Genomic DNA, 26,470 nt, shown 5'->3' with positions numbered 1-26,470 from the left:
ACTGCGGCGACTGGCATTTGCACTGTAGCGACCTGCACGCTTGAACGCCGCCGATAATCGGCGTATCAACGAGCCACGCGACCCGCCAACCGAGTGCGCCCATGTCCCAGGATTTCTACTTTTTGCTGATGCCGGGGTTCTCCGCCATCGGCTTTATTTCCGCGATCGAACCGTTGCGCGTGGCCAACCGTTTTCGCGGCGAGTTGTACCGCTGGCATGTGCTCAGCGCCGATGGCGGCGCGGTATTGGCGAGCAACGGCATGTCGGTCAACGCCGATGCAGCGCTGGAGCCGCTGAAGAAAGGCGCGACCTTGCTGGTGGTGGCCGGCTTCGAACCGCTGAAGTTCATCACGCCGACGCTGGAGCACTGGTTGCGCAGGCTGGACAACGACGGCGTAACCCTCGGTGCGATCGACACCGGCAGCTTCGTCCTTGCCGAAGCAGGCCTGCTCGACGGCCATCGCCTGACCCTGCACTGGGAGGCGATCGATGCCTTCAAGGAATCTTATCCACAGCTCAGCGTCACCCAGGAGCTGTTCGAGATCGACCGGCGGCGGATCACCTCGGCGGGAGGTACGGCCTCGATTGATCTGATGCTCGACCTGATCGCCCAGGCCCACGGCCCGCAACTGGCGATTCAGGTCAGCGAGCAGTTTGTGCTCGGGCGCATCCGCCCGCGCAAGGATCACCAGCGCATGGAAGTCGCCACGCGTTACGGCATCAGCAACAAGAAACTGGTGCAGGTGATCGGCGAGATGGAACAGCACAGCGAACCACCGCTGACCACGCTGCAACTGGCGGAGTCGATCAAGGTGACCCGGCGGCAACTGGAGCGCTTGTTCCGGCTGCATCTGAACGATACGCCGAGCAATTTCTATCTGCGGTTAAGGCTGGAAAAGGCCCGGCAGTTGCTGCGCCAGACCGACATGAGCGTGCTCGAAGTCAGCATTGCCTGCGGGTTTGAATCGCCGTCGTATTTCACCCGCAGTTATCGCGCGCGTTTCGCCCGCTGCCCCCGGGAAGACCGGCGTACCGCGCAGGCGTGAATGGTTTCAGCACCACCCTAGAACCCTGTGAGAGCGGGCTTGCCCGCGATGAGGCCAGCACATCCAACATTGTTATTGCCGGACACACCGCCATCGCGGGCAAGCCCGCTCCCAAAGGTTCCAAGGTGATTTCGGGAATCGGCTTATTTCTTCACCAACGCCGAGCACGCCGCCTTGTAAGCCTCATGCTGATATTTGTTCAACGTCCCGGGCAGTTCGAAATTGTGCTTCTTGGCCTGGGCATTGATCGTCTGCGGCGACAGCAGCGTTACCTCACAACCATCAAGCAACTGAAACACGCCCTCGATCTTGAACGTCGTCGGCCCACCGGCAAACTCGCCCTTTTTGCTGCGCTTCTTGATCGCAATCCGGTCCACCGAGTTCTCCCGCACAAACGATGCCACCTGCGCCGCGAACCGCCGCACGTTCGCCGCCTCGTCGTCGTCATCCAGAGCAATCTTCTTCGTGGCGAGAGGGACGTGGCTCAACGTCGAACCATCGAGCGCCGCAACGGCGATGATCGCTTCGCTGCCTTTGATTTCAATGCCGCAGATGTTCATGGGAATCCTTAGACTGGCTTAAGAGGTTCAGCTTACAGCTCAAAACACTCACTCCTGCCCAATCGACTCCAAAAACTCCGACCGTTCATCACTCATCCGCGCGACACAGTCATTCTGCGCAATGGTGAAGGCCTTGCTCCCCGCCGTGGACGGGAACGCTTCCACCGCGCAATCCGCATCCCGCGTCTTCAACCACTGCTGCTGGGCGGTTTTCAGTTTGGCGGTGATGTCGGCCAGTTGCGTCGGGTTCTTGCCGTAGGCGGCCTGCATGCGCTCGTTGAGGCTGGCGTAGTTGTCTTTGAGCAGGTCTTCGGCGGTGCTGCGGCTGTAGGCGGAGCATTCCAGGGTCTGGATGTCGTTTTCCACCGCGTCGCACGGGTTGTTCTCGGATTCTTCGGCGGCGTGGGCGCCGGTCGCAATCAGTGCCAGGGCGAGGATTATTGATTTCATTGGGGTCGCTCTAATCCGTTGGTAGGTGCAGGCTGCGGCAGATTCTGGCGCAAGCGCGCGGGCTTGAACAGCCAGCCGATGAGGACGGCTGACGACCCTTTGTCGCGGATTGACGCTTTCGGCAATTCCCCTGTCGTTTTTGCACCCGGTCGCCCCGGCACCGAGGCATATGCTGGCCCCAAAGCGCCGGCAGACGATTCGGCGCATGAATTGCCAATAAGGGGACGCCTGATGAGCCCAGCCGAATTACACGCCGACAGCATCGTTATCGACGGTCTGATCATTGCCAAATGGAACCGCGAGCTGTTCGAAGACATGCGCAAGGGCGGTCTGACGGCAGCCAACTGCACTGTGTCGGTGTGGGAAGGCTTTCAGGCGACCGTGAACAACATCGCTGCCAGCCAGAAACTGATCCGCGAAAACAGCGACCTGGTGATGCCGGTGCGCACCACCGCCGACATCCGTCGCGCCAAGGAGCAGGGCAAGACCGGCATCCTCTTCGGCTTCCAGAATGCCCATGCCTTTGAAGACCAGATTGGCTATGTCGAGGTGTTCAAGCAGCTCGGCGTCGGCATCGTACAGATGTGCTACAACACCCAGAATCTGGTCGGCACCGGTTGCTACGAGCGTGACGGCGGCCTGTCGGGTTTCGGTCGCGAAATTGTGGCTGAAATGAACCGTGTTGGCGTCATGTGCGACCTGTCCCACGTCGGTTCCAAGACCTCCGAAGAAGTCATTCTCGAATCGAAAAAACCGGTCTGCTATTCGCACTGCCTGCCGTCGGGTCTCAAAGAGCACCCGCGCAACAAATCCGATGCAGAGTTGAAGTTCATTGCCGACCACGGCGGTTTCGTCGGCGTGACCATGTTCGCGCCGTTCCTCGCCAAGGGCATCGATTCGACCATCGACGATTACGCCGAAGCGATCGAATACACCATGAACATCGTCGGCGAAGACGCCATCGGTATCGGCACCGATTTCACTCAGGGTCACGGCCAGGACTTCTTCGAATACCTGACCCACGACAAGGGCTACGCCCGCCGCCTGACCAGCTTCGGCAAGATCATCAACCCGCTGGGCATCCGCACAGTCGGCGAATTCCCCAATCTCACCGAAACCCTGCTCAAGCGCGGCCATTCCGAGCGTGTGGTGCGCAAGATCATGGGTGAGAACTGGGTAAGCGTCCTTAAGAACGTCTGGGGCGAATAACGCTTTCTCAAGACCGCCGCCGATCTGCCCCCTCTCCTGCGGGAGAGGGCTGGGGTGAGGGCCGCGGCCAACACTGAACCATCATTTTTCTGGAGTTAAGTTTCCATGGCCAAGATCGCCCCGCAATTGCCTATCGAAGTCGACAGCGAGACCGGTGTCTGGACCTCCGACGCCCTGCCAATGCTGTATGTGCCGCGTCACTTTTTCGTCAACAACCACATGGGCATCGAGGAAGTGCTCGGCGCTGAAGCCTACGCCGAGATCCTCTACAAGGCCGGCTACAAATCCGCCTGGCACTGGTGTGAAAAGGAAGCCGAATGCCACGGTCTGGAAGGCGTTGCGGTGTTCGAGCACTACATGAAGCGCCTGTCGCAGCGCGGCTGGGGCCTGTTCAAGATCCAGGACATCGACCTCGACAAGGGCACCGCCAGCGTCAAGCTCGAGCACTCGGCGTTTGTCTATGTCTACGGCAAGGTCGGGCGCAAGGTCGACTACATGTTCACCGGCTGGTTCGCCGGCGCCATGGATCAGATCCTCGAAGCCCGTGGCAGCAAGATTCGTACTGTGGCCGAACAAGTCTACGGAGGCTCCGAAGAGGGCCACGATGACGGCCTGTTCATCGTCAAGCCGTTGTAAGCCGAGGACCGTGCCATGGCTTTCGAAGCAATGTTCCAGCCGATCCAGATCGGCAAACTGACCATCCGCAACCGCGTGCTCAGCACCGCGCACGCCGAGGTCTACGCGACTGACGGTGGCATGACCACCGACCGCTACGTCAAATACTACGAAGAGAAAGCCAAGGGCGGCATCGGCCTGGCGATCTGTGGCGGTTCGTCCGTGGTGGCGATCGACAGCCCGCAGGAATGGTGGAGTTCGGTCAATCTGTCCACCGACCGGATCATTCCGCACTTCCAGAATCTGGCCGACGCCATGCACAAGCATGGCGCCAAGATCATGATCCAGATTACCCACATGGGCCGTCGCTCGCGCTGGGACGGCTTCAACTGGCCGACCTTGATGTCGCCCTCGGGCATCCGTGAACCGGTGCACCGCGCCACTTGCAAAACCATCGAGCCGGAAGAGATCTGGCGAGTGATCGGCAACTACGCCCAGGCGGCGCGCCGGGCCAAGGCCGGTGGCCTCGATGGCGTCGAACTGTCGGCCGTGCACCAGCACATGATCGACCAGTTCTGGAGCCCGCGCGTCAACAAGCGTACCGACGAATGGGGCGGCACCTTCGAAGGGCGGATGAAGTTCGGCCTGGAAGTCCTCAAAGCCGTGCGCGCCGAGGTCGGTGACGATTTCTGCGTGGGCATGCGCCTGTGCGGTGACGAGTTCCACCCGGACGGCTTGTCCCACGAGGACATGAAGCAGATCGCCAAGTATTACGACGACACCGGCATGCTCGACTTCATCGGCGTGGTCGGCTCGGGTTGCGACACCCACAACACCCTGGCCAACGTCATTCCGAACATGAGTTATCCACCGGAGCCGTTCCTGCATCTGGCTGCCGGGATCAAGGAAGTGGTCAAGGTGCCGGTGCTGCACGCGCAGAACATCAAGGACCCGAACCAGGCCACGCGCATCCTTGAAGGCGGTTACGTCGACATGGTCGGCATGACCCGCGCGCACATCGCCGACCCGCACCTGATCGCCAAGATCAAGATGGGCCAGATCGACCAGATCAAGCAGTGCGTCGGCGCCAACTATTGCATCGACCGCCAGTATCAGGGCCTGGACGTGCTGTGCATCCAGAACGCCGCGACCTCCCGTGAATACATGGGCGTGCCGCACATCATCGAGAAATCCACCGGGCCGAAACGCAAAGTGGTGATCGTTGGTGCCGGCCCGGCCGGGATGGAAGCCGCACGCGTGGCTGCCGAGCGGGGCCACGACGTCACACTGTTCGAGAAAAAAGACTTCATCGGCGGGCAGATCACCACCGCATCGAAAGCACCGCAGCGTGACCAGATCGCCGGCATCACTCGCTGGTTCCAGCTGGAACTGGCGCGGCTGAAAGTCGATCTGCGCCTGGGCACGGCGGCGGATGCCGACACCATCATGGACCTGCGTCCGGACGTGGTGGTGCTGGCGGTCGGCGGTCATCCGTACCTTGAGCAGAACGAACACTGGGGCGCGGCCGAAGGGCTGGTGGTCAGCAGCTGGGACGTGCTCGACGGCAAGGTTGCGCCGGGCAAGAACGTGCTGGTCTACGACACCATCTGCGAGTTCACCGGCATGTCGGTCGCCGACTTCCTCGCCGACAAGGGCAGCCAGGTCGAGATCGTCACCGACGACATCAAACCGGGCGTGGCCATCGGCGGCACGTCGTTCCCGACCTACTACCGCAGCATGTACCCGAAAGAAGTGATCATGACCGGCGACATGATGCTGGAGAAGGTCTACCGCGAAGGCGACAAGCTGATCGCGGTGCTGGAGAACGAATACACCGGCGCGAAAGAGGAGCGGGTGGTCGATCAGGTGGTCGTCGAAAACGGCGTACGCCCGGACGAGGAAATCTACTACGCGCTCAAGGACGGCTCGCGCAACAAGGGCCAGATCGACGTCGAAGCGCTGTTCGCGATCCAGCCGCAACCTTCGCTGAGCGAAGCGGGCGACGGCTACTTGCTGTTCCGCATCGGCGACTGCGTGGCGCAGCGCAACACACACGCCGCGATCTACGACGCACTGCGGTTGTGCAAGGATTTCTGACGGCTTGCACCAAACCCTGTGGGAGCGAGCCTGCTCGCGAATGCAATCTGTCAGTTGACGCTGATGTCGACTGACCCAGCGCTTTCGCGAGCAGGCTCGCTCCCACAGTAAAGCGGATCGTGTTTCTCCAGGCTGTCTGGTGGGAGCTTCACCATGTTGAACACCCTTCTTCCAATCCTGTTGTTCGCAGCCCTGGGCCTTGCTGTCCTCGGCGCGTTGCGGCGGATGAACATGTGGCGCCGGGGGCGGGCGGCGAAGGTCGATCTGCTCGGCGGTCTGCTGGCCATGCCCAAGCGCTACATGGTCGACCTGCACCACGTCGTCGCGCGGGACAAATACATTGCCAACACCCACGTCGCCACGGCGGGCGGTGCGGTGGCGTCGATTGTGCTGGCCATTCTGGTGCACGGTTTTGGCCTGCATAACCGCATCCTCGGCTACGCCTTGCTGCTGATGTCGGCGGTGATGTTCGTCGGCGCGATCTTCATGTACCTGCGCCGGGTCAATCCGCCTGCACGTCTGTCGAAAGGCCCGTGGATGCGCCTGCCGAAAAGCCTGCTGGCCTTCTCCGCGTCGTTTTTCCTGGTGACCCTGCCGGTTGCCGGGATCCTGCCGGAAAACTTCGGCGGCTGGCTGCTCGCAGTCATCCTCGGTGTTGGCGTGCTGTGGGGCGTGTCGGAGCTGTTCTTCGGCATGACCTGGGGCGGGCCGATGAAACACGCCTTTGCCGGTGCTCTGCACCTGGCCTGGCACCGTCGCCCGGAACGCTTTGGCGGCGGGCGCTCGACCGGTCTGAAACCGCTGGACCTGAACAATCCCGATGCGCCGCTGGGCGTGGAAAAACCCCAGGATTTCACTTGGAACCAGTTGCTCGGTTTCGACGCCTGCGTGCAGTGCGGCAAGTGCGAAGCAGCGTGCCCGGCTTTCGCCGCCGGCCAGCCGCTGAACCCGAAAAAACTGATTCAGGACATGGTCGTCGGCCTCGCCGGCGGCACTGACGCTAAGTTCGCCGGCAGCCCGTATCCGGGCAAACCAATCGGCGAGCATTCCGGCAATCCGCATCAACCAATCGTCAACGGTCTGGTCGATGCTGAAACCCTGTGGTCATGCACCACGTGCCGCGCCTGCGTCGAGGAGTGCCCGATGATGATCGAGCACGTCGATGCGATCGTCGACATGCGCCGGCATCTGACCCTGGAAAAAGGCGCGACGCCGAACAAGGGTGCCGAAGTTCTCGAGAACCTTATTGCAACCGACAACCCCGGCGGTTTCGCCCCGGGCGGGCGGATGAACTGGGCAGCGGACCTGAACCTCACTCTGCTCAGCGAAAAGAAATCCACCGACGTGCTCTTCTGGGTCGGCGACGGCGCCTTCGACATGCGCAACCAGCGCACCCTGCGTGCCTTCGTCAAAGTGCTGAAGGCAGCGAAAGTCGACTTCGCTGTACTCGGTCTTGAGGAGCGCGACAGCGGCGATGTGGCCCGCCGTCTGGGCGACGAAGCAACGTTCCAGCAGCTCGCCAAACGCAATATCCAGACGTTGGCCAAATACAGCTTCAACCGCATCGTCACCTGCGATCCGCACAGTTTCCATGTGCTGAAAAACGAGTACGGCGCCTTCGACGGCAACTATCTGGTGCAGCACCACAGCACCTACATGGCCGAGATCATTCAGGCCGGCGCGCTCAACCTCGGGCAGCACAAAGGCAACAGCGTGACCTATCACGATCCGTGCTACCTGGGCCGCTACAACGGCGAGTACGAAGCGCCGCGCGAAGTGCTGCGTGCCCTCGGCATTGAAGTCAAAGAGATGCAACGGTCCGGCTTCCGCTCGCGCTGCTGCGGCGGCGGTGGCGGCGCGCCGATCACCGACATTCCGGGCAAGCAGCGCATCCCCGACATGCGCATGGAAGACATCCGCGAAACCGGCGCCGAACTGGTGGCGGTGGGTTGTCCACAGTGCACGGCGATGCTCGAAGGCGTGGTCGAGCCGCGTCCGCTGATCAAGGACATCGCCGAACTGGTCGCCGACGCGTTGCTCGAAGACGCCGCGCCAAGCAAGCCTGCCACCCCGGCCAAACGTGAACCTGCGGAGGTGCACTGATGAGCGACATTATCCGCCGCGACCCGCGCGCCGAATGGATTGCGCGCAACCGCCTGCATCCGCTGCACGCGGCGATGCAACCGGCGCAGCACAGCTGGATGGGTCCCAATGGCGTCATCCGCAAGAATCTGCACGGCATGGGTTTTATCGGCCCCAACGGCATCAAACGCATTGACCGCAGCGGCGCGCAGCAGGGTGGGGCGGTCAAACGCTCGGCTGCTGTTGAAGTGCAGTTGCCGCTGCATCAGGTACCGGCCCCGGCGTTCTACATCAGTGTGGTGCCGGATATGGTCGGTGGTCGCCTGAGCAGCCACGACCGCGATCTGCTCGGCCTTGCTCACCAACTGGCCGGCACCGATGGTGCGGTGCTCGCCGTGGTGTTCGGCGAGCACAAGGAAAGCGCTTTCGAAACCGCGGGCGTTGATCGCTTGCTGGTGCTTGAAGGCGAGGAATTCAGCGGTTATGCACCGGAGCAACGGGTGCAGGGGTTGCGCGCTGTGGATAACCAATTCAACCCGCGTCACTGGTTGCTGCCGGACAGCCGCAGCGGTGGCGGCGAACTCGGCCGGCGCTTTGCTGCTGCACTGGGCGAGCGCCCGGCCACGCGGGTCTGGCAGGTCAAGGATCAGGAGTGCATCGGCCGCGCCGGGGCCGGATTGCAAGATCTGGCGCGTCCGGTGGCGCGGTTGATTCTCGCCGCTGCCGAATGCGCAGAACCGGTCAGCGAAACTCGTCACGAAGCGTTGCCAGTGGAGTTATTCACAAGCGTCGCGCGCAGCTTGTCGCGAATCGAAGATCTTGGTGCCGTGGCGGTGGATCCGGCAGCGATCCCGATGGCCGAAGCGGAGTTCATTTTCTCCGGCGGCAACGGCGTCAAGGACTGGCAGTTGTTCCACGAAACGGCCGCAGCCCTCGGCGCCACCGAAGGCGCTTCGCGGGTGGCGGTGGACGACGGCTTCATGGCGCGGGATCGCCAGGTTGGCGCGTCCGGCACCTGGGTCACCGCGCGGGTCTATGTGGCTGTGGGTATATCTGGCGCAATCCAGCACCTGCAAGGCATTGGCGCCTGCGACAAGGTGGTGGCAATCAACCTCGATCCGGGTTGCGACATGATCAAGCGTGCCGACCTCTCGGTGATCGGCGAAAGCGCAGAAATTCTGCAAGCGTTGATCGAAGCGGTCGCGGCTTACCGCAACGAAGCCAAGCGCGATGCGGCGTAAGGAAACCCTATGAACACGAACGTTATCAGTCTGGTTTCAATCGGCGCTCACCCGACCTCAGGTCGGCCACGGCGCGCCGATCAGGATGCGCGCGCGGTGGAACTGGGCCTGCAATTGGCTGGGGATAACCTGCAAGTGCTGCATGCCGGTGATGTTGCCGAACCGGCCCTGCGTGCCTATCTGGGCATGGGCCTGGAACAGCTGCATGTGCTGGAACAACCCGTTGGCGCCGATGCATTGCCGGCGCTGACCGCGTACCTGCGCGACGCCGGGGCGCAAGTGGTGCTGACCGGCAGCCAAGCGGAAACCGGGGAAGGTTCGGGGATGTTGCCGTTCCTCCTGGCCGAAGGCCTGGGCTGGCCGCTGGTGGTGGGCCTGGCGCAGGTCGAATCAATCAATGACGGTTCGGCGCTGGTCCTGCAAGCGTTGCCGCGCGGGCAGCGACGCCGCTTGAAGGTGAAACTGCCGTTTCTGGCGACTGTGGATAACGCCGCCCCGAAGCCTCGGCAGAGCGCGTACGGCCCGGCGCGACGGGGCGAATTGGCCGCCGATGACGTTGAAGTTGTTGAGGACCAATTGTTGGCCGTCGCCACGCTGCAACCGGCCAAGCCACGACCCAAGCGCTTGAAGGTGATCAAGGCGAAGAGCGGCGCCGACCGGATGAAGGCCGCTACGGCCAAAGCCAGTGGTGCCGGTGGGCAGGTGCTCAAGGGCGTTACCGCGCAGGCTGGGGCGGAGGCGATTCTGAAGCTGCTGATTGAAGAGGGCGTTGTCCGCTAGTCACCCTCTTCCAGGCATGGAATAACTCCTGTGGGAGCGAGCCTGCTCGCGAAAGCGCACTGTCAGCCGACACATGCATCGACTGACCCGACGCATTCGCGAGCAGGCTCGCTCCCACATTGGCATTTCTTCACCGCCAATCTGTACTGCTTACCCACAATCCCTGTTGGCGAAGCTGTGGATAACGTGTTCGCCCTTGCTCGTACCCTACGCGATTCAAGCCTTCCAGCCATAAGATCAAAAAACGATCAGCGTAACTCACGGATTTAACGGGCTTTTCCCTCGGTATTAATCGAGAAGTTGCCCCCAATCTCTGTTGGCGCTTCTGTGGATAAGATGTTCGCTATCAGCTGTACGCCATATGGAGCAGGCCTTACATGGGTTTGATCAATTATTGATCAAATGTGATCCCCGGGCGCCGAGAGCTGTTAACGCGAAGGGGTTTTCCCCAGTCACAGGTGTTTTTCCACAGGAGATTGAAAGTTGTCCCCGATCTCTGTTGGCGCTTCTGTGGATAACATGTTCGCTACCCGCTACAGGCCTCTGAATACGTGCTATGTACGAGTGTGATCAAAAAACGATCAATTGTTTTGAGAAACCGCGATTCAGCATAAGTCACGATTTTTCTTTGCAAATCAGCAGGATATTTTTTGAGTCATCCACAGTTACCCCCATTTGCTGTGGGCGGGTATGTGGATAACTTGTTTGCGGAAGGCTGGAGGGCTTGGTGGGTATGGGGGCGGGGGTGGTTGATCGGAAATTGATCAGCTGGGAGATGTAGCGTGGGTCAGGGCGTCTTCGCGAGCAGGCTCGCTCCCACAGGGGAATGCATTCCACCTGTAGGAGCTGCCGCAGGCTGCGATCTTTTGCTCTTGATCAGCCCTGAACCGGTACGCCTTTGAGGTAAGGCGCTGGCTCAGCCCCGAGGTTGTTCAACATCCTCTCGCTGTACCAGTCGACGAAGTTGACCACGCCGAATTCATAGGTTTTGGAGTAAGGCCCCGGCTGGTAAGCGGTGGAGTTGATCCCGCGCTGGTTTTCCTCAGCCAGACGGCGGTCCTGATCGTTGGTCGCATCCCACACCTGGCGCATGCGCTCGACGTCGTAATCGACACCTTCCACCGCGTCCTTGTGCACCAGCCACTTGGTGGTGACCATGGTTTCCTGGGCGCTGATCGGCCACACGGTGAAGACGATGATGTGATCGCCCATGCAGTGGTTCCACGAGTGCGGCAGGTGCAGGATGCGCATCGAGCCCAGGTCCGGGTTCTTGATGCGGCCCATCAGTTTGGCGCAGCCCTGTTTGCCGTCGAGGGTCATCGACACGGTGCCCTTGAGCAGCGGCATGCGCACGATACGGTTGCGCAAGCCGAAACTGGCGTGAGCGTAAGGGATCTTTTCCGCTTCCCAGGCAGCGGCGGAAGCGGCGACGTGATCCTTGAACGCCTGATCGGCGCGCGGGTCGGTGACGTCGTCCCATTCCAGCAGGGTTTTCAACAGTTCCGGGTGCGATGCGTTGCAGTGGTAGCACTCGCGGTTGTTTTCCAGCACCAGTTTCCAGTTGGCCTTTTCCATTAAGGTGGTGGTGATCGCCACCTTGGTGTTCTCCATGTCGTACGGTTCCATGTAATGGTTGAGCGTCGACAGGAAGTCATCGATGGCCGGCGGGTTCTCCGCCAGGCTGATGAAGATGTAGCCGCCAGCGGTCTTCACGTTCACCGGTTTCAGGCCGTACTGCTTCATGTCGAAGTCGGCGCCCATCTCGGTGCCGGCAAACAGCAGGCGACCGTCCAGTTCGTAAGTCCACTGGTGGTAATGGCAGACCAGTTTGGCGACTTTGCCTTTTTCACTGGTGCACAGGCGCGAGCCACGGTGGCGGCAGACGTTGTGGAACGCGTGCACCACGCCCTCGGCGCCGCGAATGACGATGATCGGGTTCTTGCCGACCTGCAGGGTCAGGTAGTTGCCCTTGGCCGGGATCTCGCAGGTCATGCCGGCGATCAACCATTCTTTCTGGAAGATCTCTTGCATATCGATATCGAACAGGCGCTCGTCGCTGTAGAACGGCTGTGGCAGGGAAAAAGTGCGCTCGCGCTCCTGCAGCATTTGTGCGGTGGCCTTGCGTGCGGGTTCCAGCGGATCGCCCAGGCTGATTTTTGCGGTGACGTCCATCGATGTAATCCTCATGGCCCTCTGCGTGGCCGGCGAAAGTGGCTGATCAGGTGTGCTGCAAAACGGTTGCTACGCAAGGTGTAAAGAAGTCGTCTTGTGTTGGGGCGAGTGTGGGGCCGGCGCTGGGGGGAACCTTATCCATGCGCGACATGGCGCAATCTGTTCCCGACGCGCAAGCCCCGGTGTTCAAGGGCTGGTCGCGATAAGTATGTCAATGTCGCGGATAGGTAAACGCACGGTCTGCGCTATACGCAGAATCGCCGACAAGAGGCCGACAGTCGGCCGTGGAGAACAGCATGTCCAACAGCTTCCTGAATCCGGTCACCACCCAGACCTGGGCCAATGGCCGACACATTGTCCGTTGCGTCAAAGTCATCCAGGAAACCTGGGATGTGCGCACCTTCTGCTTTATGGCCGACCAGCCGATCCTGTTCTTCTTCAAGCCGGGGCAGTTCGTCACCCTGGAGCTGGAAATCGAAGGCCAGCCGATCATGCGCTCCTACACCATCTCCAGCTCGCCGTCGGTGCCGTACAGCTTTTCGGTGACGATCAAACGCGTGCCGGGCGGCAAGGTCTCGAACTGGTTGCACGACACTTTGCATGAGGGGCAAGAACTGGCGGTGCACGGCCCGGTCGGGCTGTTCAACGCGATCGACTTCCCGAGCCCGAAGGTCCTGTATCTGAGCGGTGGCGTCGGCATCACCCCGTGCATGTCGATGGCGCGCTGGTTCTACGACACCAACGCCAACGTCGACATGACGTTCGTGCACAGCGCGCGGTCGCCGAAAGACATCATTTACCACCGCGAGCTTGAGCACATGGCGTCGCGGATCGACAACTTCAGCCTGCACCTGATCTGCGAAAAACACGGCCTCGGTGAGCCATGGGCCGGTTATCGCGGTTACCTGAACCACAAGATGCTCGAACTGATGGTTCCGGACTTCCTCGAACGCGAAGTGTTCTGCTGCGGCCCGACGCCGTACATGACTGCGGTCAAACGCTTGCTGGAAGCGGCCGGCTACGACATGTCGCGCTACCACGAAGAATCCTTCGGCGCCACGCCACCCGAGGCCCGCGCCGACGCGGTGGAACAGGCCGAACAAGCCGCCGATGCGCCGGAAATCGACGCCGCGGATCTGCATCAGGTGGAATTCACCGCCTCCGGCAAAAGCATTCGCGTCGGCCCGGGCGAAACCGTACACGCAGCCGCCGCCAAGCTCGGCCTGATGATCCCGAAAGCCTGCGGCATGGGCATTTGCGGAACGTGCAAGGTGATGAAACTGGGCGGCGAAGTGGAGATGGAGCACAACGGCGGGATTACCGAGGACGACGAGGCGGAAGGGTTTATCCTGTCGTGCTGCAGCGTGCCGAAGGGGGATGTGCGGATTGAGTTTTAAATAGGCATGAACTTGGGTCGATCTCCTAAATGAGGAGATCGACCGGGAAAGTGCAATTTCAAATCAGCCCGAACAAAGCGAGCAGGCCGAAGCCCACAAAGGCAAAGCCAAATATTTGCTGGTATTTATTCAGTTTGAGCAGGTCGCGTTTGAGTTTTGGCGGGAAATTCTTAACGTCTCTTGCGCTGACTTTGCCTTGGGAAATGTACCGTGCGGGTTGTTTGAGGATGCCGAAAATTTCACCCAACATATAAATACGTCCCCCCAGGCCCGCTTGCCATAACATGAGCAAAGACGATGTGATTGAACTGCGTTTCAGGCTATTTAGGATCGTTTCCAGTCTTCTCTTGGCGGTATAAAGTAAAATTCCATTTACCACTAAAAGACCTGTGAAACTCACCAGTGTCATGATCACAATTGGATCTTTTACGATATTGTTAATTTGATCTACGGATGAGCTTATTCCCAGGCACATCATAATTGCAAAAAAAATGAAAACCAGTTTGTATAAAATAATCAGGTTCTTTTTCAGTTTTTTGGGGAAGTTTTCGAAGTCTTTCGCGCAAAGCTTTCCTGTGTGAATGTAAAATTCAGGGTTTCGCATGATGTCGAACACTTCTCCCATCATGTAGATTTTGCCCCAAGGACCTCCGTGCCAAAGCATTATCAGTCTGCTCGAAATAGAACTGTTTGTTAGATGGTCCAATATGATTTCGGTCTTTGTTTTCGCGACATACAACATCACTCCTATCAAAGTAAATATGCCGACGAAGTCTACAATACCAATCAACAAGAATATTTTCTCTGAAGTACGAAGAGTCATTTAACAGCCTCGTATACTTTCTGTGCGATCCGTTCGCCGCCTTTCTCGCCCAAAGTCCCGCCGGCATAATTTCCGAGTCCTGCCAGTAGCGCACTGCAAAGTACAGTGCCAAGCCCGCCTGTCGGGAGGCCAGCGCCTACGCAAATTGTTGAGGCAGTCAAGCTTACGAGCGCGCCGGCAACCATTCCGCCACCCACACCACCCAAAAAGCTTCCGCTCTCCGTGAACTTCACTTTTTCACATGCCTCCGCGCTTCCGTGCATGCAGACATCCTGCACCTTTAAGGCGGAGGCGCCACCACCCACCGCTGTACCGATCCAGCCGCCATATTTAACGTACTGTGATGCTTGGCTGACTGCCCGAATATGCGTGGCATAACCTGGGTTCTGGCCGATGCCGTCGGCTTTTCGCCAGTGGTGCACAAGATAGGGATGATCAATGCCTAGAGTGGTCTTCAGGCTCGGGTAATCGGGGATGCCAATACTCTGCCGGGTGAACCGATTGAGTTGGACGTCCAGCTTTTTGAGTAATTGGTCACGCTTGTTTATGAATTCTTCAGAGACCCGGTGGCCTTTTACGTCCAGCGTTTGAACATGCAACTTCTCAAGATCTGCGAGAACATTTTTTATGCCATCCAGATGATTGGCTGCCATGGCCGTGACGACTCCGATCACTTTTGATTCATAGGCGAGTGCGGTCTGGATCACGCCATAGTGCTGCGCCATGAAATCCGCTTCTTCCACGGTCAGTGGTCCCAGCGTCGCACTGACGAAACGGGCGGTCTGCATCAGCAACGCTTCTTCGTATGTGCATTGCTGGTTGTCAGGGTCGCTCAGCACTATCATCGAACCGGCTTTAATCATGTCCGGGGTCGGATTCAAACTTCTGAATCTGGCGATGACATTCGGGTTGGCGGAGGGGAGCAGTTGTGCCTCAAGCTTCTCGGTGACAATGCTTTTCGGCACGATGTAAAACCCCGGCTCAGATGGGGCCGGGCGATCTTGCGGCCAGTGCTCGCTGGGGAAGAACTTCAAGTCGTTGACGGGGTGAGGGCTGCGCGCGGTGCTGCTGTTATTAACGCGCGCCACTCTGAGGTTCTGCTGATGAATCGCGCGCAGCAACCTGTCTGGATCGGAGCGCGAGGCAGGCTGCCTGAGCATCGATAACGGGCGTTTTTTTACCGCTTCAGGAACGGCACCTTTGGTGCCGCGTGCCAGAACTCTGGATTGGTTCAGAAGATGACGCTGTTCCTGTGCAAAGGCGTCAAGGCCCATGTCCGCTGAAAGGCGGCCGCTGGCGACATCATCGACAATGCCCTTGGCGAAGCGCGCGACCTCCTGATTGAACTGCACGCGCGCACTGCCGAATGCCAGATGATGTGAGCCGACTGTCTGTGCCTGTGCGAGCAGCTTGCCGGCAACGTGTCGAACGTCGCTGAGACCATGGCGCCGATCGCTCAACCTTCTTCGCCCCACGAGGCATGGCCGCTGGTCCCGGCGAGGTGATGCACCCAGCTGATGCCACGATAACGAATGGCGACCTGCTCCTGAGGTTCCGCGTCGTTGTGCAGAATGACGTGGGGCATATCCAGGTTCAGTTCGGTGAGCACCGCACCGTCGATCGAGACAGAAAAGTATTTTTCCTGCTGACCCTGAGGGGAGGTTCGGTAGAAGTTGATCTTGCAGTCGATCTCTTCACGGTTGGCCAGTGCCTGGGCCAGCAGCGGTGAAGATTTGTCGACGACTTTGGTGACAATGACCGGCGCGTGGGTGGCTCGGTGAGAGTTGTCGAGGTTGGCGAGGTTGTGGCTGTACGACAGCACCATGATTTGATCGGTGTGTGCCGCCTGATATCTGTTGCCGACCGAATCAGGCGTTGAGCAGCCTGCCGAAATCAGCCCTTGGGTCTTGCCCGTGATCGTCATGTAGCCGGGAATTGCCATCGCGTGCGCTCCTTGAATCGGGAGCGGGCAGTCTATGGCGGGATTTTTGTGCTTTCTGTAGGCCTTGGTGTAGGCCGATTCTGAAAATGCAGGTCCGCGACGCGCAGCCTCTGGGTTGCATTCCCGTGCTGAGCATGGGAATGCAACTTGGGAGGGGAATCAGGCCGACATGACCTCGCGAATATCGCGCGCCAGTTCGCGCACGCGCTCTTCTTCGGTGTCCCAGGAGCACATGAAGCGTGCGCCGCCCTTGCCGATGAAGGTGTAGAAGCGCCAGTTCTTTGCAGTCAACGCAGCGATGGCCGGCTCGGACAGTTGCAGGAACACGCCGTTGGCCTGCACCGGGAACATCAGTTCGACCCCGGGAATGTCGCTGACCAGTTCTGCCAGCAGTTGCGCGCAGTGGTTGGCGTGGCGGGCGTATTTGAGCCAGGCGTCGTTTTCCAGAATGCCGACCCACGGTGCCGACAAAAAGCGCATCTTCGACGCCAGTTGCCCGGCCTGCTTGCAGCGGTAGTCGAAGTCTTCGGCCAGTTTGTGGTTGAAGAACAGGATCGCTTCACCCACCGCCATGCCGTTCTTGGTGCCGCCGAAACACAGCACGTCGACGCCGGCTTTCCAGGTCAGGTCGGCGGGCGAGCAGCCGAGGAATGCGCAAGCGTTGGAGAACCGTGCGCCGTCCATGTGCAGGTGCAGGCCCAGTTCCTTGCAGGTTGCGCTGATGGCGCGGACTTCTTCCGGGGTGTAGACGCTGCCGACTTCGGTCGCCTGGGTCAGGGTCACCACGCGCGGTTTCGGGTAATGGATGTCCTGACGCTTGAGCGCGACTTCACGGATCGATTGCGGGGTGATCTTGCCGTTTTCGGTGCCGGCGATCAGCAGCTTCGAGCCGTTGGAGAAGAATTCCGGAGCGCCGCATTCGTCGGTTTCGACGTGGGCGGTTTCCGAGCAGATCACGCTGTGGTAACTCTGGCACAGCGACGACAGGGCCAGCGAGTTGGCGGCGGTGCCGTTGAAGGCGAAGAACACTTCGCAGTCGGTTTCGAACAGTTTGCGGAAATGATCGGCCGCGCGGGCGGTCCATTCATCGTCGCCGTAAGCGCGCTGGTGGCCGTGGTTGGCCTGTTCCATGGCAGCCCAGGCTTCCGGGCAGATACCGGAATAGTTGTCGCTGGCGAATTGTTGGCTCTTGTCGGTCATGGCCGGCTTCCGTAATCGAGACTCTTGTGAAGGCTCGTGGTCAATGAGGATGCGCACTTTACCGAAGATCTTCCGGGGAGCACATGCGATGTCGGGTGGGGAAAATTACCAGTTTATGGGCCGATTATGCACCTGAGCCAACGCGACGGCGCCCTGGATCTGCTCAAGTGGCTGGCGTTGCTGAGCATGTTGCTTGATCACCTGCGATATGTCGGCTTCTCCGCCGATTGTTTGTATGTGCCCGGGCGATTGGCGTTTCCATGGTTTTGCCTGGCGATGGCGGCGAATCTGGCACGAGACGGTTCGCGCAAGATGGAATGGCGCTATCTGGGCTGGCTGTTGTTGTTCAGCGCCATCAGCGAAATCCCTTATCGCTTTTATATCCCCGACCCTGACACGTTCAACGTGATGCCGACGCTGGCGCTGGGCCTGCTGGTGGCGCGCGGCTGGCAGGATTCAGCCTCGGTGGCGCGATTGCTCGCACTGGCCGCGCTGGTGGTTGCGGCGGTTTTTTCAGAACGGCTGATGTTCGGTTTCTTCGGCGTATTGTTGCCGTTGGCGATGCTGCTGGTGTTCCGCCGACCCTGGTATTTCAGCCTGTTGCCGGGGCTGGTGTGTCTGGCGGCGAACCAATGGCAGGTGCTGCTCGAATCGGCGCGGTTCGGCAACAGCGTGGCGATTCTTGGTCTGGCGACGTGTCTGTTTGCGCCGATGCTGGGAATGTTCTTGTTGCGACATGGGCGACATCTGCAGCCACCACCGATGCGGCGCTGGGCATATGCGCTGTATCCCGCGCATTTCCTCCTGCTGCTCGCCATCCGCCAAATCATCGCCTGACCCCTGTGGGAGCGAGCCTGCTCGCGAAAGCGGTCTGCCAGTCAACTTCTATGTCGGATGTGCCGGCCTCTTCGCGAGCAGGCTCGCTCCCACAGTGGATCTCCGGCGTTTCGAAGAGAGCATTTCCAGCCATGTCGTAAACGCACCTTTGCGTGGCGCGCGCAGGCATTTGAGCTGTCTGTGCCGGTCATACCATCGCATCAAAGGGCACTGCCATCATTGCCAGTGCCTTACCGAGACGAATGGCGCACAGATGCCGCTGGGAGAGACGCGATGTTCAGCAAGCAAGACCAGATCCAGGGTTACGACGATGCACTGCTGGCGGCGATGAATGCCGAGGAGCAACGTCAGGAAGATCACATCGAGCTGATCGCGTCGGAGAACTACACCAGCAAGCGCGTCATGCAGGCGCAAGGCAGCGGGCTCACCAACAAATACGCCGAAGGCTATCCGGGCAAGCGCTACTACGGTGGCTGCGAGCATGTGGACAAGGTCGAAGCGCTGGCCATCGAACGCGCCAAGCAACTGTTCGGCGCCGACTATGCCAACGTCCAGCCGCACTCCGGCTCCTCGGCCAACAGCGCCGTGTACCTGGCGCTGATCCAGCCGGGTGACACCATCCTCGGCATGAGCCTGGCCCACGGCGGTCACCTGACCCACGGCGCGAAAGTGTCGTCCTCGGGCAAGCTCTACAACGCTGTGCAGTACGGCATCAACACCGACACCGGACTGATCGACTACGACGAAGTCGAGCGTCTGGCCGTCGAGTGCAAACCGAAAATGATCGTTGCCGGTTTCTCCGCTTACTCGAAGACTCTGGACTTCCCGCGCTTCCGTCAGATCGCCGACAAGGTCGGTGCGCTGCTGTTCGTCGACATGGCCCACGTCGCCGGTCTGGTCGCTGCTGGCCTGTATCCGAACCCGCTGCCGTACGCCGATGTGGTCACCACCACTACGCACAAAACCCTGCGCGGTCCGCGTGGCGGGCTGATCCTGGCCAAGTCCAACGAAGAGATCGAGAAAAAGCTCAACGCCGCCGTTTTTCCCGGCGCCCAGGGCGGTCCGCTGATGCACGTCATCGCCGGTAAAGCGGTGTGCTTCAAGGAAGCGCTGGAGCCTGGCTTCAAGGCCTATCAGCAACAAGTGATCGACAACGCCCAGGCGATGGCCAGCGTGTTCATCAAGCGTGGCTACGATGTTGTGTCCGGCGGTACCGACAACCACTTGTTCCTGGTCAGCCTGATCCGTCAGGGCCTGACCGGCAAGGACGCCGATGCCGCGCTGGGCCGTGCCCACATCACCGTGAACAAGAACGCCGTGCCGAACGACCCGCAGTCGCCGTTCGTGACCTCGGGCCTGCGCATCGGCACCCCGGCGGTGACCACGCGCGGCTTCAAGGTCAGCCAGTGCGAAACCCTCGCCGGCTGGATCTGCGACATCCTCGACAACCTCGGCGACGCCGATGTCGAGGCCAATGTCGCCCAGCAGGTCTCGGCCCTGTGCGCAGACTTCCCGGTTTATCGCTGAGTCGGTTTTGGAGTAATGACTATGCAACGCTATTCCGGCTTCGGCCTGTTCAAACACTCGCTCAGCCACCACGAAAACTGGCAGCGCATGTGGCGCACGCCAACGCCGAAAAAGTCTACGACGTGGTCATCGTCGGCGGCGGCGGGCACGGCCTGGCGACGGCCTACTATCTGGCCAAGGAGCACGGCATCACCAATGTCGCCGTGGTCGAGAAGGGCTGGCTGGGCGGCGGTAACACCGCGCGCAACACCACCATCGTGCGCTCCAACTACCTGTGGGACGAGTCGGCGCACCTCTACGAACACGCGATGAAATTGTGGGAAGGCCTGTCGCAGGATCTCAACTACAACGTGATGTTCTCCCAGCGCGGCGTTTATAACCTGTGCCACACCCTGCAGGACATCCGTGATTCCGAGCGTCGGGTCAGCGCCAACCGCCTCAACGGCGTCGACGGCGAATTGCTCGACGCCAAGCAGGTTGCGGACGAGATTCCGTACCTGGACTGCTCGAAAAACACCCGCTACCCGATCATGGGCGCAACCGTGCAGCGTCGCGGCGGCGTCGCCCGTCACGATGCCGTGGCCTGGGGCTTCGCGCGTGCCGCCGATGCCTTGGGCGTGGACCTGATCCAGCAGACCGAAGTGATCGGCTTCCGCAAGGAAAACGGCGTGTGCATCGGCGTCGAAACCAACAAGGGTTTCATCGGCGCCAAGCGCGTCGGCGTGGTGACGGCCGGTAACTCCGGGCACATGGCCAAGCTTGCCGGTTTCCGCCTGCCGATCGAATCCCACCCGCTGCAGGCGCTGGTGTCCGAGCCGATCAAGCCGATTATCGACAGCGTGATCATGTCCAACGCCGTACACGGTTACATCAGCCAGTCCGACAAGGGCGACCTGGTGATCGGCGCCGGTATCGACGGCTACAACGGCTACGGCCAGCGTGGTTCGTACCCGGTAATCGAACACACCATCCAGGCCATCGTCGAGATGTTCCCGGTGTTGTCCCGCGTACGCATGAACCGCCAGTGGGGCGGCATCGTCGACACCACCCCGGACGCCTGCCCGATCATTTCCAAGACGCCGGTACCGAACATGTTCTTCAACTGCGGTTGGGGCACCGGCGGTTTCAAAGCCACACCTGGCTCGGGCAACGTGTTTGCCGCGAGTCTGGCCAAGGGTGAAATGCACCCATTGGCTGCACCTTTCTCCATCGACCGTTTCCACAACGGTGCGTTGATCGATGAACACGGCGCTGCTGCGGTTGCCCACTAACAGGAGAAATCCCCATGTTGCATATCTTCTGTCCTCACTGCGGCGAACTGCGCTCTGAAGAGGAATTCCACGCATCCGGTCAGGCGCACATCCCGCGTCCGCTGGATCCGAACGCCTGCACCGATGAAGAGTGGGGTGACTACATGTTCTTCCGCGATAACCCGCGCGGTCTGCACCACGAACTGTGGGACCACGTTGCCGGTTGCCGCCAGTACTTCAACGTCACTCGCGATACCGTGACCTACGAGATTCTCGAGAGCTACAAGATCGGCGAGAAGCCGCAATTCACCGACAAGGCTGGCACTGCGAAAACAGCCACGACGGCGCTGGGAGAGAAGGTATGAGCCAGACCAATCGCCTGTCCAACGGTGGACGGATCGACCGCAACAAAGTGCTGAGCTTCACCTTCAACGGCCAGACCTACAAAGGCTATGAAGGCGACTCGCTGGCCGCCGCACTGATTGCCAACGGCGTCGATATCATCGGCCGCAGCTTCAAGTATTCGCGCCCTCGCGGCATCTTCGCGGCTGGTTCCGAAGAGCCGAACGCGGTGCTGCAGATCGGTGCTACCGAAGCCACGCAGATTCCCAACGTGCGCGCCACGCAACAGGCGTTGTATCAGGGCCTGGTCGCCACCAGCACCAACGGCTGGCCGAGCGTCAACAACGACATGATGGGGATTCTCGGCAAGGTCGGCGGCAAGCTGATGCCGCCGGGTTTCTACTACAAAACCTTCATGTACCCGCAATCGTTCTGGATGACTTACGAGAAGTACATCCGCAAGGCTGCCGGCCTCGGCCGTTCGCCGACCGAGAACGATCCGGACACCTACGACTACATGAACCAGCACTGCGACGTGCTGATCGTCGGTGCCGGCCCGGCCGGCCTCGCCGCCGCCCTGGCCGCTGCGCGCAGCGGTGCCCGCGTGATTCTGGCCGATGAGCAGGAAGAGTTCGGCGGCAGCCTGCTCGACTCGCGCGAAAGCCTCGACGGCAAACCGGCGATGGAATGGGTCGCCAGTGTCATCGCTGAATTGAAGAACACCCCGGACGTGCTGCTGTTGCCGCGCGCCACGGTCAACGGTTACCACGACCACAACTTCCTGACCATTCACGAACGCCTGACCGATCACCTCGGCGACCGCGCGCCGATCGGTCAGGTGCGGCAGCGCATCCACCGTGTCCGCGCCAAGCGCGTGGTGCTGGCGACCGGCGCCCACGAGCGTCCACTGGTCTACGGCAACAACGACGTGCCGGGCAACATGCTCGCTGGCGCGGTGTCGACTTACGTGCGTCGTTATGGCGTAGCGCCGGGCAAAAAACTGGTGCTGTCGACCAACAACGATCACGCCTATCGCGTCGCTCTGGATTGGCTCGATGCCAGTCTGCCAGTCGTCGCCATCGCCGACGCGCGCAGCAATCCGCGCGGTGCATTGGTCGAAGAAGCGCGCGCCAAAGGCATTCGCATCCTCACCGGCAGCGCCGTCATCGAAGTGCGTGGCAGCAAGCGTGTGACCGCTGCCCGCGTCGCCGCGATTGACGTAAAGGCCCACGCCGTGACCAGTCCGGGCGAATGGCTCGACTGCGACCTGGTGGCCAGCTCCGGTGGTTACAGCCCGGTGGTTCACTTGGCTTCGCACCTCGGTGGCAAACCGGTCTGGCGCGAAGACATTCTCGGTTTCGTACCGGGCGAAGCACCGCAGAAGCGCGTGTGCGTCGGTGGCATCAATGGCGTCTACGCGCTCGGCGATTCGCTGGCCGACGGTTTTGAAGGTGGCGTGCGCGCTGCTGCCGAAGCCGGTTTCCAGACCGTCGAAGGCGTGTTGCCGAAAGCCCTGAGCCGTCTCGAAGAGCCGACCCTGGCGCTGTTCCAGGTGCCGCACGAGAAGAACTCGGCGCGTGCCCCGAAGCAATTCGTCGACTTCCAGAACGACGTCACCGCCGGTGGTATCGAATTGGCGACCCGCGAAGGTTTCGAGTCGGTCGAGCACGTCAAACGCTACACCGCGCTGGGCTTCGGCACCGATCAGGGCAAGCTCGGCAACGTCAACGGTCTGGCCATTGCCGCCCGTTCGCTGAACGTGACCATCCCGCAGATGGGCACCACCATGTTCCGTCCGAACTACACGCCGGTGACCTTCGGCGCCGTGGCCGGTCGACACTGCGGGCACATCTTCGAACCGGTGCGCTACACCGCGCTGCATGCCTGGCATGTGAAGAACGGCGCCGAGTTTGAAGACGTCGGTCAGTGGAAGCGTCCCTGGTACTTCCCGAAAAACGGTGAAGACCTGCACGCGGCGGTCAAGCGCGAATGCAAAGCCGTGCGCGACAGCGTTGGCCTGCTCGATGCTTCGACCCTCGGCAAGATCGACATTCAAGGCCCGGATGCCCGCGAGTTTCTCAACCGCGTGTACACCAACGCCTGGACCAAGCTCGACGTGGGCAAGGCTCGCTACGGTTTGATGTGCAAGGAAGACGGCATGGTCTTCGACGACGGTGTGACGGCTTGCCTGGCCGACAACCATTTCGTCATGACCACCACCACCGGCGGCGCGGCTCGCGTGCTGCAATGGCTGGAGCTGTACCACCAGACCGAATGGCCGGACCTGAAGGTGTACTTCACTTCGGTCACCGACCACTGGGCGACCATGACCCTGTCCGGGCCGAACAGCCGCAAGCTGCTCAGCGCCGTGACCGACATTGATCTGAGCAACGAAGCGTTCCCGTTCATGACCTGGAAAGAAGGTCTGGTTGGCGATGTGCCGGCGCGGGTGTTCCGTATCTCGTTCACTGGTGAGCTGTCGTACGAAGTCAACGTGCAGGCCGACTATGCGATGGGCGTGCTGGAGAAAATCGTCGAGGCCGGCAAGCAGTACAACCTGACGCCGTACGGCACGGAAACCATGCACGTGCTGCGGGCCGAGAAGGGTTTCATCATCGTCGGCCAGGACACCGACGGCTCGATGACCCCGGACGATCTCAACATGGGCTGGTGTGTCGGTCGCACCAAACCGTTCTCGTGGATCGGCCAACGCGGCATGAGCCGGGAAGATTGCGTCAAGGATCAGCGCAAACAACTGGTGGGCCTCAAGCCGATCGATCCGACCAAATGGCTGCCGGAAGGTGCACAACTGGTGTTCAACACCAAACAGGCGATCCCGATGACCATGGTCGGCCACGTGACCTCCAGCTACGCGCACAACTCCCTCGGTTATTCGTTTGCCATGGGTGTGGTCAAGGGCGGTCTCAAGCGCATGGGCGAGCGGGTGTTTGCACCGCTGGCCGATGGCAGCGTGATCGAGGCGGAGATTGTTTCTTCGGTGTTCTTCGATCCGAAGGGTGATCGGCAGAACATCTGACAACCTCGGGAGCGGTGGGCGGGCGGCTATTCGCGAGCAGGCTCGCTCCCACATTCGATCGCGTTCCCCTGTGGGAGCGAGCCTGCTCGCGAAGGCGGCGGCACAGCAACCACAGGAACCAACAGAATTCAGAAGGTGCTTTATGACCACAGCCAATGTTTACCAGCAACGCCCGACCACCGGCGCCCGTGCCGAGTCGTCGCTGCACCATGCCGACCTCGCCAGCCTGGTCGGCAAGGGCCGCAAGAACGCCGGCGTGATCGTGCGGGAAAAGAAACTCCTCGGCCACCTGACCATTCGTGGCGATGGCCACGATGCCGCATTCGCGGCCGGTGTGCACAAGGCGCTTGGCATTGAATTGCCCGGTGCGCTGAGCGTAATCGTCAAAGGCGAAACCAGCCTGCAATGGATGGGCCCGGACGAGTGGCTGCTGATCGTGCCAAGCGGTGAAGAGTTCGCCGCCGAGCAGAAACTGCGCGAAGCGCTGGGTGATCTGCACATCGCCATCGTCAACGTCAGCGGTGGCCAGCAGATCCTCGAACTGAGCGGGCCGAACGTACGTCAGGTGCTGATGAAATCCACCAGCTATGACGTGCACCCGAACAACTTCCCGGTCGGCAAAGCGGTGGGCACGGTGTTCGCCAAGTCGCAGCTGATGATTCGTCATACCGCCGAAGACACCTGGGAACTGCTGATCCGGCGCAGTTTCTCGGATTACTGGTGGTTGTGGTTGCAGGATGCTTCGGCCGAGTACGGGCTGAGCGTTCAGGCCTGAAGATCAAAAGCCACCCCCTCACCCCAGCCCTCTCCCCCTGAGGGGGAGAGGGGGAAAGGGAGCAGATTTGTGTGTTTTTCGAGCCTGAGTTCGACGCGCTATTTCAGGTCGGCGTAGCTCGAAAGAACACCTCGGTCAGTCCCCTCTCCCTCTGGGAGAGGGCTAGGGTGAGGGGAAAACCTGACACCCCGCACAACGAACAGGAGTCACCGCACCATGAGCCGCGCCCCAGACACATGGATTCTGACCGCCGACTGTCCCAGCGTCCTCGGCACGGTGGACGCGGTCACGCGTTTTCTGTTCGAGCAGGGCTGTTATGTCACCGAGCACCACTCGTTCGATGACCGCCTCTCCGGGCGTTTCTTCATTCGCGTGGAATTCCGTCAGCCCGACGGCTTCGACGAACAATCCTTCCGCGCCGGGCTGGCCGAGCGCGGGCATGCGTTCGGCATGCTCTTTGAGCTGACCGCGCCGAACTACCGACCGAAAGTGGTGATCATGGTCTCCAAGGCCGATCACTGCCTCAACGACTTGCTCTATCGCCAGCGCATCGGCCAGTTGTCGATGGACGTCGCGGCGGTGGTGTCCAACCATCCGGATCTCAAGCCGTTGGCCGACTGGCACCAGATTCCCTACTACCATTTCCCTCTCGACCCCAACGACAAACCGGCGCAGGAGCGTCAGGTCTGGCAGGTGATCGAAGAGGCCGGTGCCGAACTGGTGATCCTCGCCCGCTACATGCAGGTGCTATCGCCGGAGCTGTGCCGCAAGCTCGACGGCAAGGCGATCAACATTCATCACTCGCTGTTGCCGGGCTTCAAGGGCGCCAAGCCTTATCACCAGGCTTACAACAAGGGCGTGAAACTGGTGGGCGCGACGGCGCATTACATCAATAACGACCTTGATGAAGGGCCGATCATTGCCCAGGGTGTCGAGGCGGTGGATCACAGTCATTACCCCGAGGATCTGATTGCCAAAGGGCGGGATATCGAAGGCCTGACCTTGGCGCGGGCGGTTGGGTATCACATCGAAAGACGAGTTTTTTTGAACGCCAACAGAACCGTCGTTCTCTAGATCGCTTTCGCGAG

Annotated in this window: 21 protein-coding genes and 1 pseudogene; 15 read left to right on the top strand and 7 right to left on the bottom strand. The window is 60.6% G+C overall.

Annotation, left to right across the window (positions count from 1 at the left end):
* The first annotated feature begins 101 nt into the window (after positions 1 to 101).
* Complete coding sequence (locus AB4N85_RS19490) at positions 102 to 1,046, top strand: GlxA family transcriptional regulator (RefSeq protein WP_041476759.1); 945 nt, start codon at positions 102 to 104, stop codon at positions 1,044 to 1,046.
* 143 nt (positions 1,047 to 1,189) lie between these two features.
* Here the strand turns inward: AB4N85_RS19490 and AB4N85_RS19485 are convergent, their stop codons facing one another.
* A complete protein-coding gene (locus tag AB4N85_RS19485) occupies positions 1,190 to 1,606 on the bottom strand; it encodes a DUF3010 family protein (protein WP_016772815.1) in 417 nt (138 codons plus the stop codon).
* A 48-nt stretch (positions 1,607 to 1,654) separates the two neighbouring features.
* Positions 1,655 to 2,056, bottom strand: coding sequence for a lysozyme inhibitor LprI family protein (locus AB4N85_RS19480; protein ID WP_236167684.1), 402 nt, complete (start codon positions 2,054 to 2,056; stop codon positions 1,655 to 1,657).
* A gap of 231 nt (positions 2,057 to 2,287) precedes the next feature.
* Between AB4N85_RS19480 and AB4N85_RS19475 the strand changes: the two genes are divergently transcribed.
* The 6 genes from AB4N85_RS19475 to etfB all read left to right on the top strand — a co-directional run bounded on the left by AB4N85_RS19475 (position 2,288) and on the right by etfB (position 10,080).
* The gene (locus AB4N85_RS19475) at positions 2,288 to 3,265 is read left to right on the top strand and encodes a dipeptidase (protein ID WP_024014597.1); all 978 of its coding nucleotides are present in this window, start codon (positions 2,288 to 2,290) and stop codon (positions 3,263 to 3,265) included.
* A gap of 105 nt (positions 3,266 to 3,370) precedes the next feature.
* A complete protein-coding gene (locus AB4N85_RS19470) occupies positions 3,371 to 3,901 on the top strand; it encodes a 4-vinyl reductase (RefSeq protein ID WP_039757633.1) in 531 nt (176 codons plus the stop codon).
* A 15-nt stretch (positions 3,902 to 3,916) separates the two neighbouring features.
* Positions 3,917 to 5,977: a dimethylglycine demethylation protein DgcA gene (gene dgcA, locus AB4N85_RS19465; protein WP_024014595.1), complete on the top strand. Its 2,061-nt coding sequence runs from the start codon at positions 3,917 to 3,919 to the stop codon at positions 5,975 to 5,977.
* Between the two features lie 153 nt (positions 5,978 to 6,130).
* Positions 6,131 to 8,080: a dimethylglycine demethylation protein DgcB gene (gene dgcB / locus AB4N85_RS19460; RefSeq protein ID WP_252877026.1), complete on the top strand. Its 1,950-nt coding sequence runs from the start codon at positions 6,131 to 6,133 to the stop codon at positions 8,078 to 8,080.
* Complete coding sequence (gene etfA / locus AB4N85_RS19455) at positions 8,080 to 9,300, top strand: electron transfer flavoprotein subunit alpha (RefSeq protein WP_252877025.1); 1,221 nt, start codon at positions 8,080 to 8,082, stop codon at positions 9,298 to 9,300. Before dgcB ends, etfA begins: the two co-directional genes overlap by 1 nt.
* A gap of 9 nt (positions 9,301 to 9,309) precedes the next feature.
* A complete protein-coding gene (gene etfB, locus AB4N85_RS19450) occupies positions 9,310 to 10,080 on the top strand; it encodes an electron transfer flavoprotein subunit beta (protein WP_460065501.1) in 771 nt (256 codons plus the stop codon).
* Between the two features lie 876 nt (positions 10,081 to 10,956).
* Here the strand turns inward: etfB and gbcA are convergent.
* Positions 10,957 to 12,252, bottom strand: coding sequence for a glycine-betaine demethylase subunit GbcA (gene gbcA / locus AB4N85_RS19445; RefSeq protein ID WP_016772823.1), 1,296 nt, complete (start codon positions 12,250 to 12,252; stop codon positions 10,957 to 10,959).
* Between the two features lie 296 nt (positions 12,253 to 12,548).
* Here gbcA and gbcB point away from each other — a divergent pair, with 296 nt between their 5' ends.
* Positions 12,549 to 13,649: a glycine-betaine demethylase subunit GbcB gene (gbcB, locus tag AB4N85_RS19440; RefSeq protein ID WP_016772824.1), complete on the top strand. Its 1,101-nt coding sequence runs from the start codon at positions 12,549 to 12,551 to the stop codon at positions 13,647 to 13,649.
* 58 nt (positions 13,650 to 13,707) lie between these two features.
* Here gbcB and AB4N85_RS19435 read toward each other — a convergent pair whose 3' ends face one another.
* The 4 genes from AB4N85_RS19435 to AB4N85_RS19420 all read right to left on the bottom strand — a co-directional run bounded on the left by AB4N85_RS19435 (position 13,708) and on the right by AB4N85_RS19420 (position 17,614).
* The gene (locus AB4N85_RS19435; protein WP_457265047.1) at positions 13,708 to 14,472 is read right to left on the bottom strand and encodes a hypothetical protein; all 765 of its coding nucleotides are present in this window, start codon (positions 14,470 to 14,472) and stop codon (positions 13,708 to 13,710) included.
* On the bottom strand, positions 14,469 to 15,824 hold the full coding sequence (locus AB4N85_RS19430) for a hypothetical protein (protein WP_457265049.1): 1,356 nt from the start codon (positions 15,822 to 15,824) through the stop codon (positions 14,469 to 14,471). Before AB4N85_RS19430 ends, AB4N85_RS19435 begins: the two co-directional genes overlap by 4 nt.
* A 104-nt stretch (positions 15,825 to 15,928) precedes the next feature.
* The gene (locus AB4N85_RS19425) at positions 15,929 to 16,414 is read right to left on the bottom strand and encodes an Hcp family type VI secretion system effector (RefSeq protein WP_256808021.1); all 486 of its coding nucleotides are present in this window, start codon (positions 16,412 to 16,414) and stop codon (positions 15,929 to 15,931) included.
* A gap of 159 nt (positions 16,415 to 16,573) precedes the next feature.
* Positions 16,574 to 17,614 carry a threonine aldolase family protein gene (locus AB4N85_RS19420; RefSeq protein ID WP_016772826.1) on the bottom strand — a complete coding sequence of 347 codons (1,041 nt, stop codon included), beginning with the start codon at positions 17,612 to 17,614 and terminating at the stop codon, positions 16,574 to 16,576.
* Between the two features lie 126 nt (positions 17,615 to 17,740).
* Here AB4N85_RS19420 and AB4N85_RS19415 point away from each other — a divergent pair, with 126 nt between their 5' ends.
* The 7 genes and pseudogenes from AB4N85_RS19415 to purU all read left to right on the top strand — a co-directional run bounded on the left by AB4N85_RS19415 (position 17,741) and on the right by purU (position 26,456).
* Positions 17,741 to 18,451 (top strand): TraX family protein, encoded by a 711-nt coding sequence (locus tag AB4N85_RS19415; protein ID WP_041476750.1) that lies wholly within the window; start codon positions 17,741 to 17,743, stop codon positions 18,449 to 18,451.
* Positions 18,452 to 18,724: 273 nt separating this feature from the next.
* Positions 18,725 to 19,978 (top strand): serine hydroxymethyltransferase, encoded by a 1,254-nt coding sequence (glyA, locus tag AB4N85_RS19410; protein ID WP_024014589.1) that lies wholly within the window; start codon positions 18,725 to 18,727, stop codon positions 19,976 to 19,978.
* Positions 19,979 to 19,999: 21 nt separating this feature from the next.
* A pseudogene (locus tag AB4N85_RS19405) lies at positions 20,000 to 21,249 on the top strand (sarcosine oxidase subunit beta family protein).
* Positions 21,250 to 21,263: 14 nt separating this feature from the next.
* Positions 21,264 to 21,593, top strand: a complete 330-nt coding sequence (locus AB4N85_RS19400) for a sarcosine oxidase subunit delta (RefSeq protein WP_016772830.1) — start codon at positions 21,264 to 21,266, stop codon at positions 21,591 to 21,593.
* On the top strand, positions 21,590 to 24,607 hold the full coding sequence (locus tag AB4N85_RS19395) for a sarcosine oxidase subunit alpha (RefSeq protein WP_460065495.1): 3,018 nt from the start codon (positions 21,590 to 21,592) through the stop codon (positions 24,605 to 24,607). Before AB4N85_RS19400 ends, AB4N85_RS19395 begins: the two co-directional genes overlap by 4 nt.
* Positions 24,608 to 24,749: 142 nt before the next feature.
* The gene (locus AB4N85_RS19390) at positions 24,750 to 25,382 is read left to right on the top strand and encodes a sarcosine oxidase subunit gamma (RefSeq protein WP_016772832.1); all 633 of its coding nucleotides are present in this window, start codon (positions 24,750 to 24,752) and stop codon (positions 25,380 to 25,382) included.
* 216 nt (positions 25,383 to 25,598) lie between these two features.
* Positions 25,599 to 26,456, top strand: coding sequence for a formyltetrahydrofolate deformylase (purU, locus tag AB4N85_RS19385; protein ID WP_150636841.1), 858 nt, complete (start codon positions 25,599 to 25,601; stop codon positions 26,454 to 26,456).
* Positions 26,457 to 26,470: the final 14 nt, after the last annotated feature.

This window comes from Pseudomonas sp. H1_G08 (assembly GCF_054681355.1).
Note: the sequence above shows the minus strand (reverse complement) of the source record. Positions and strands in the feature narration are given on the sequence as shown.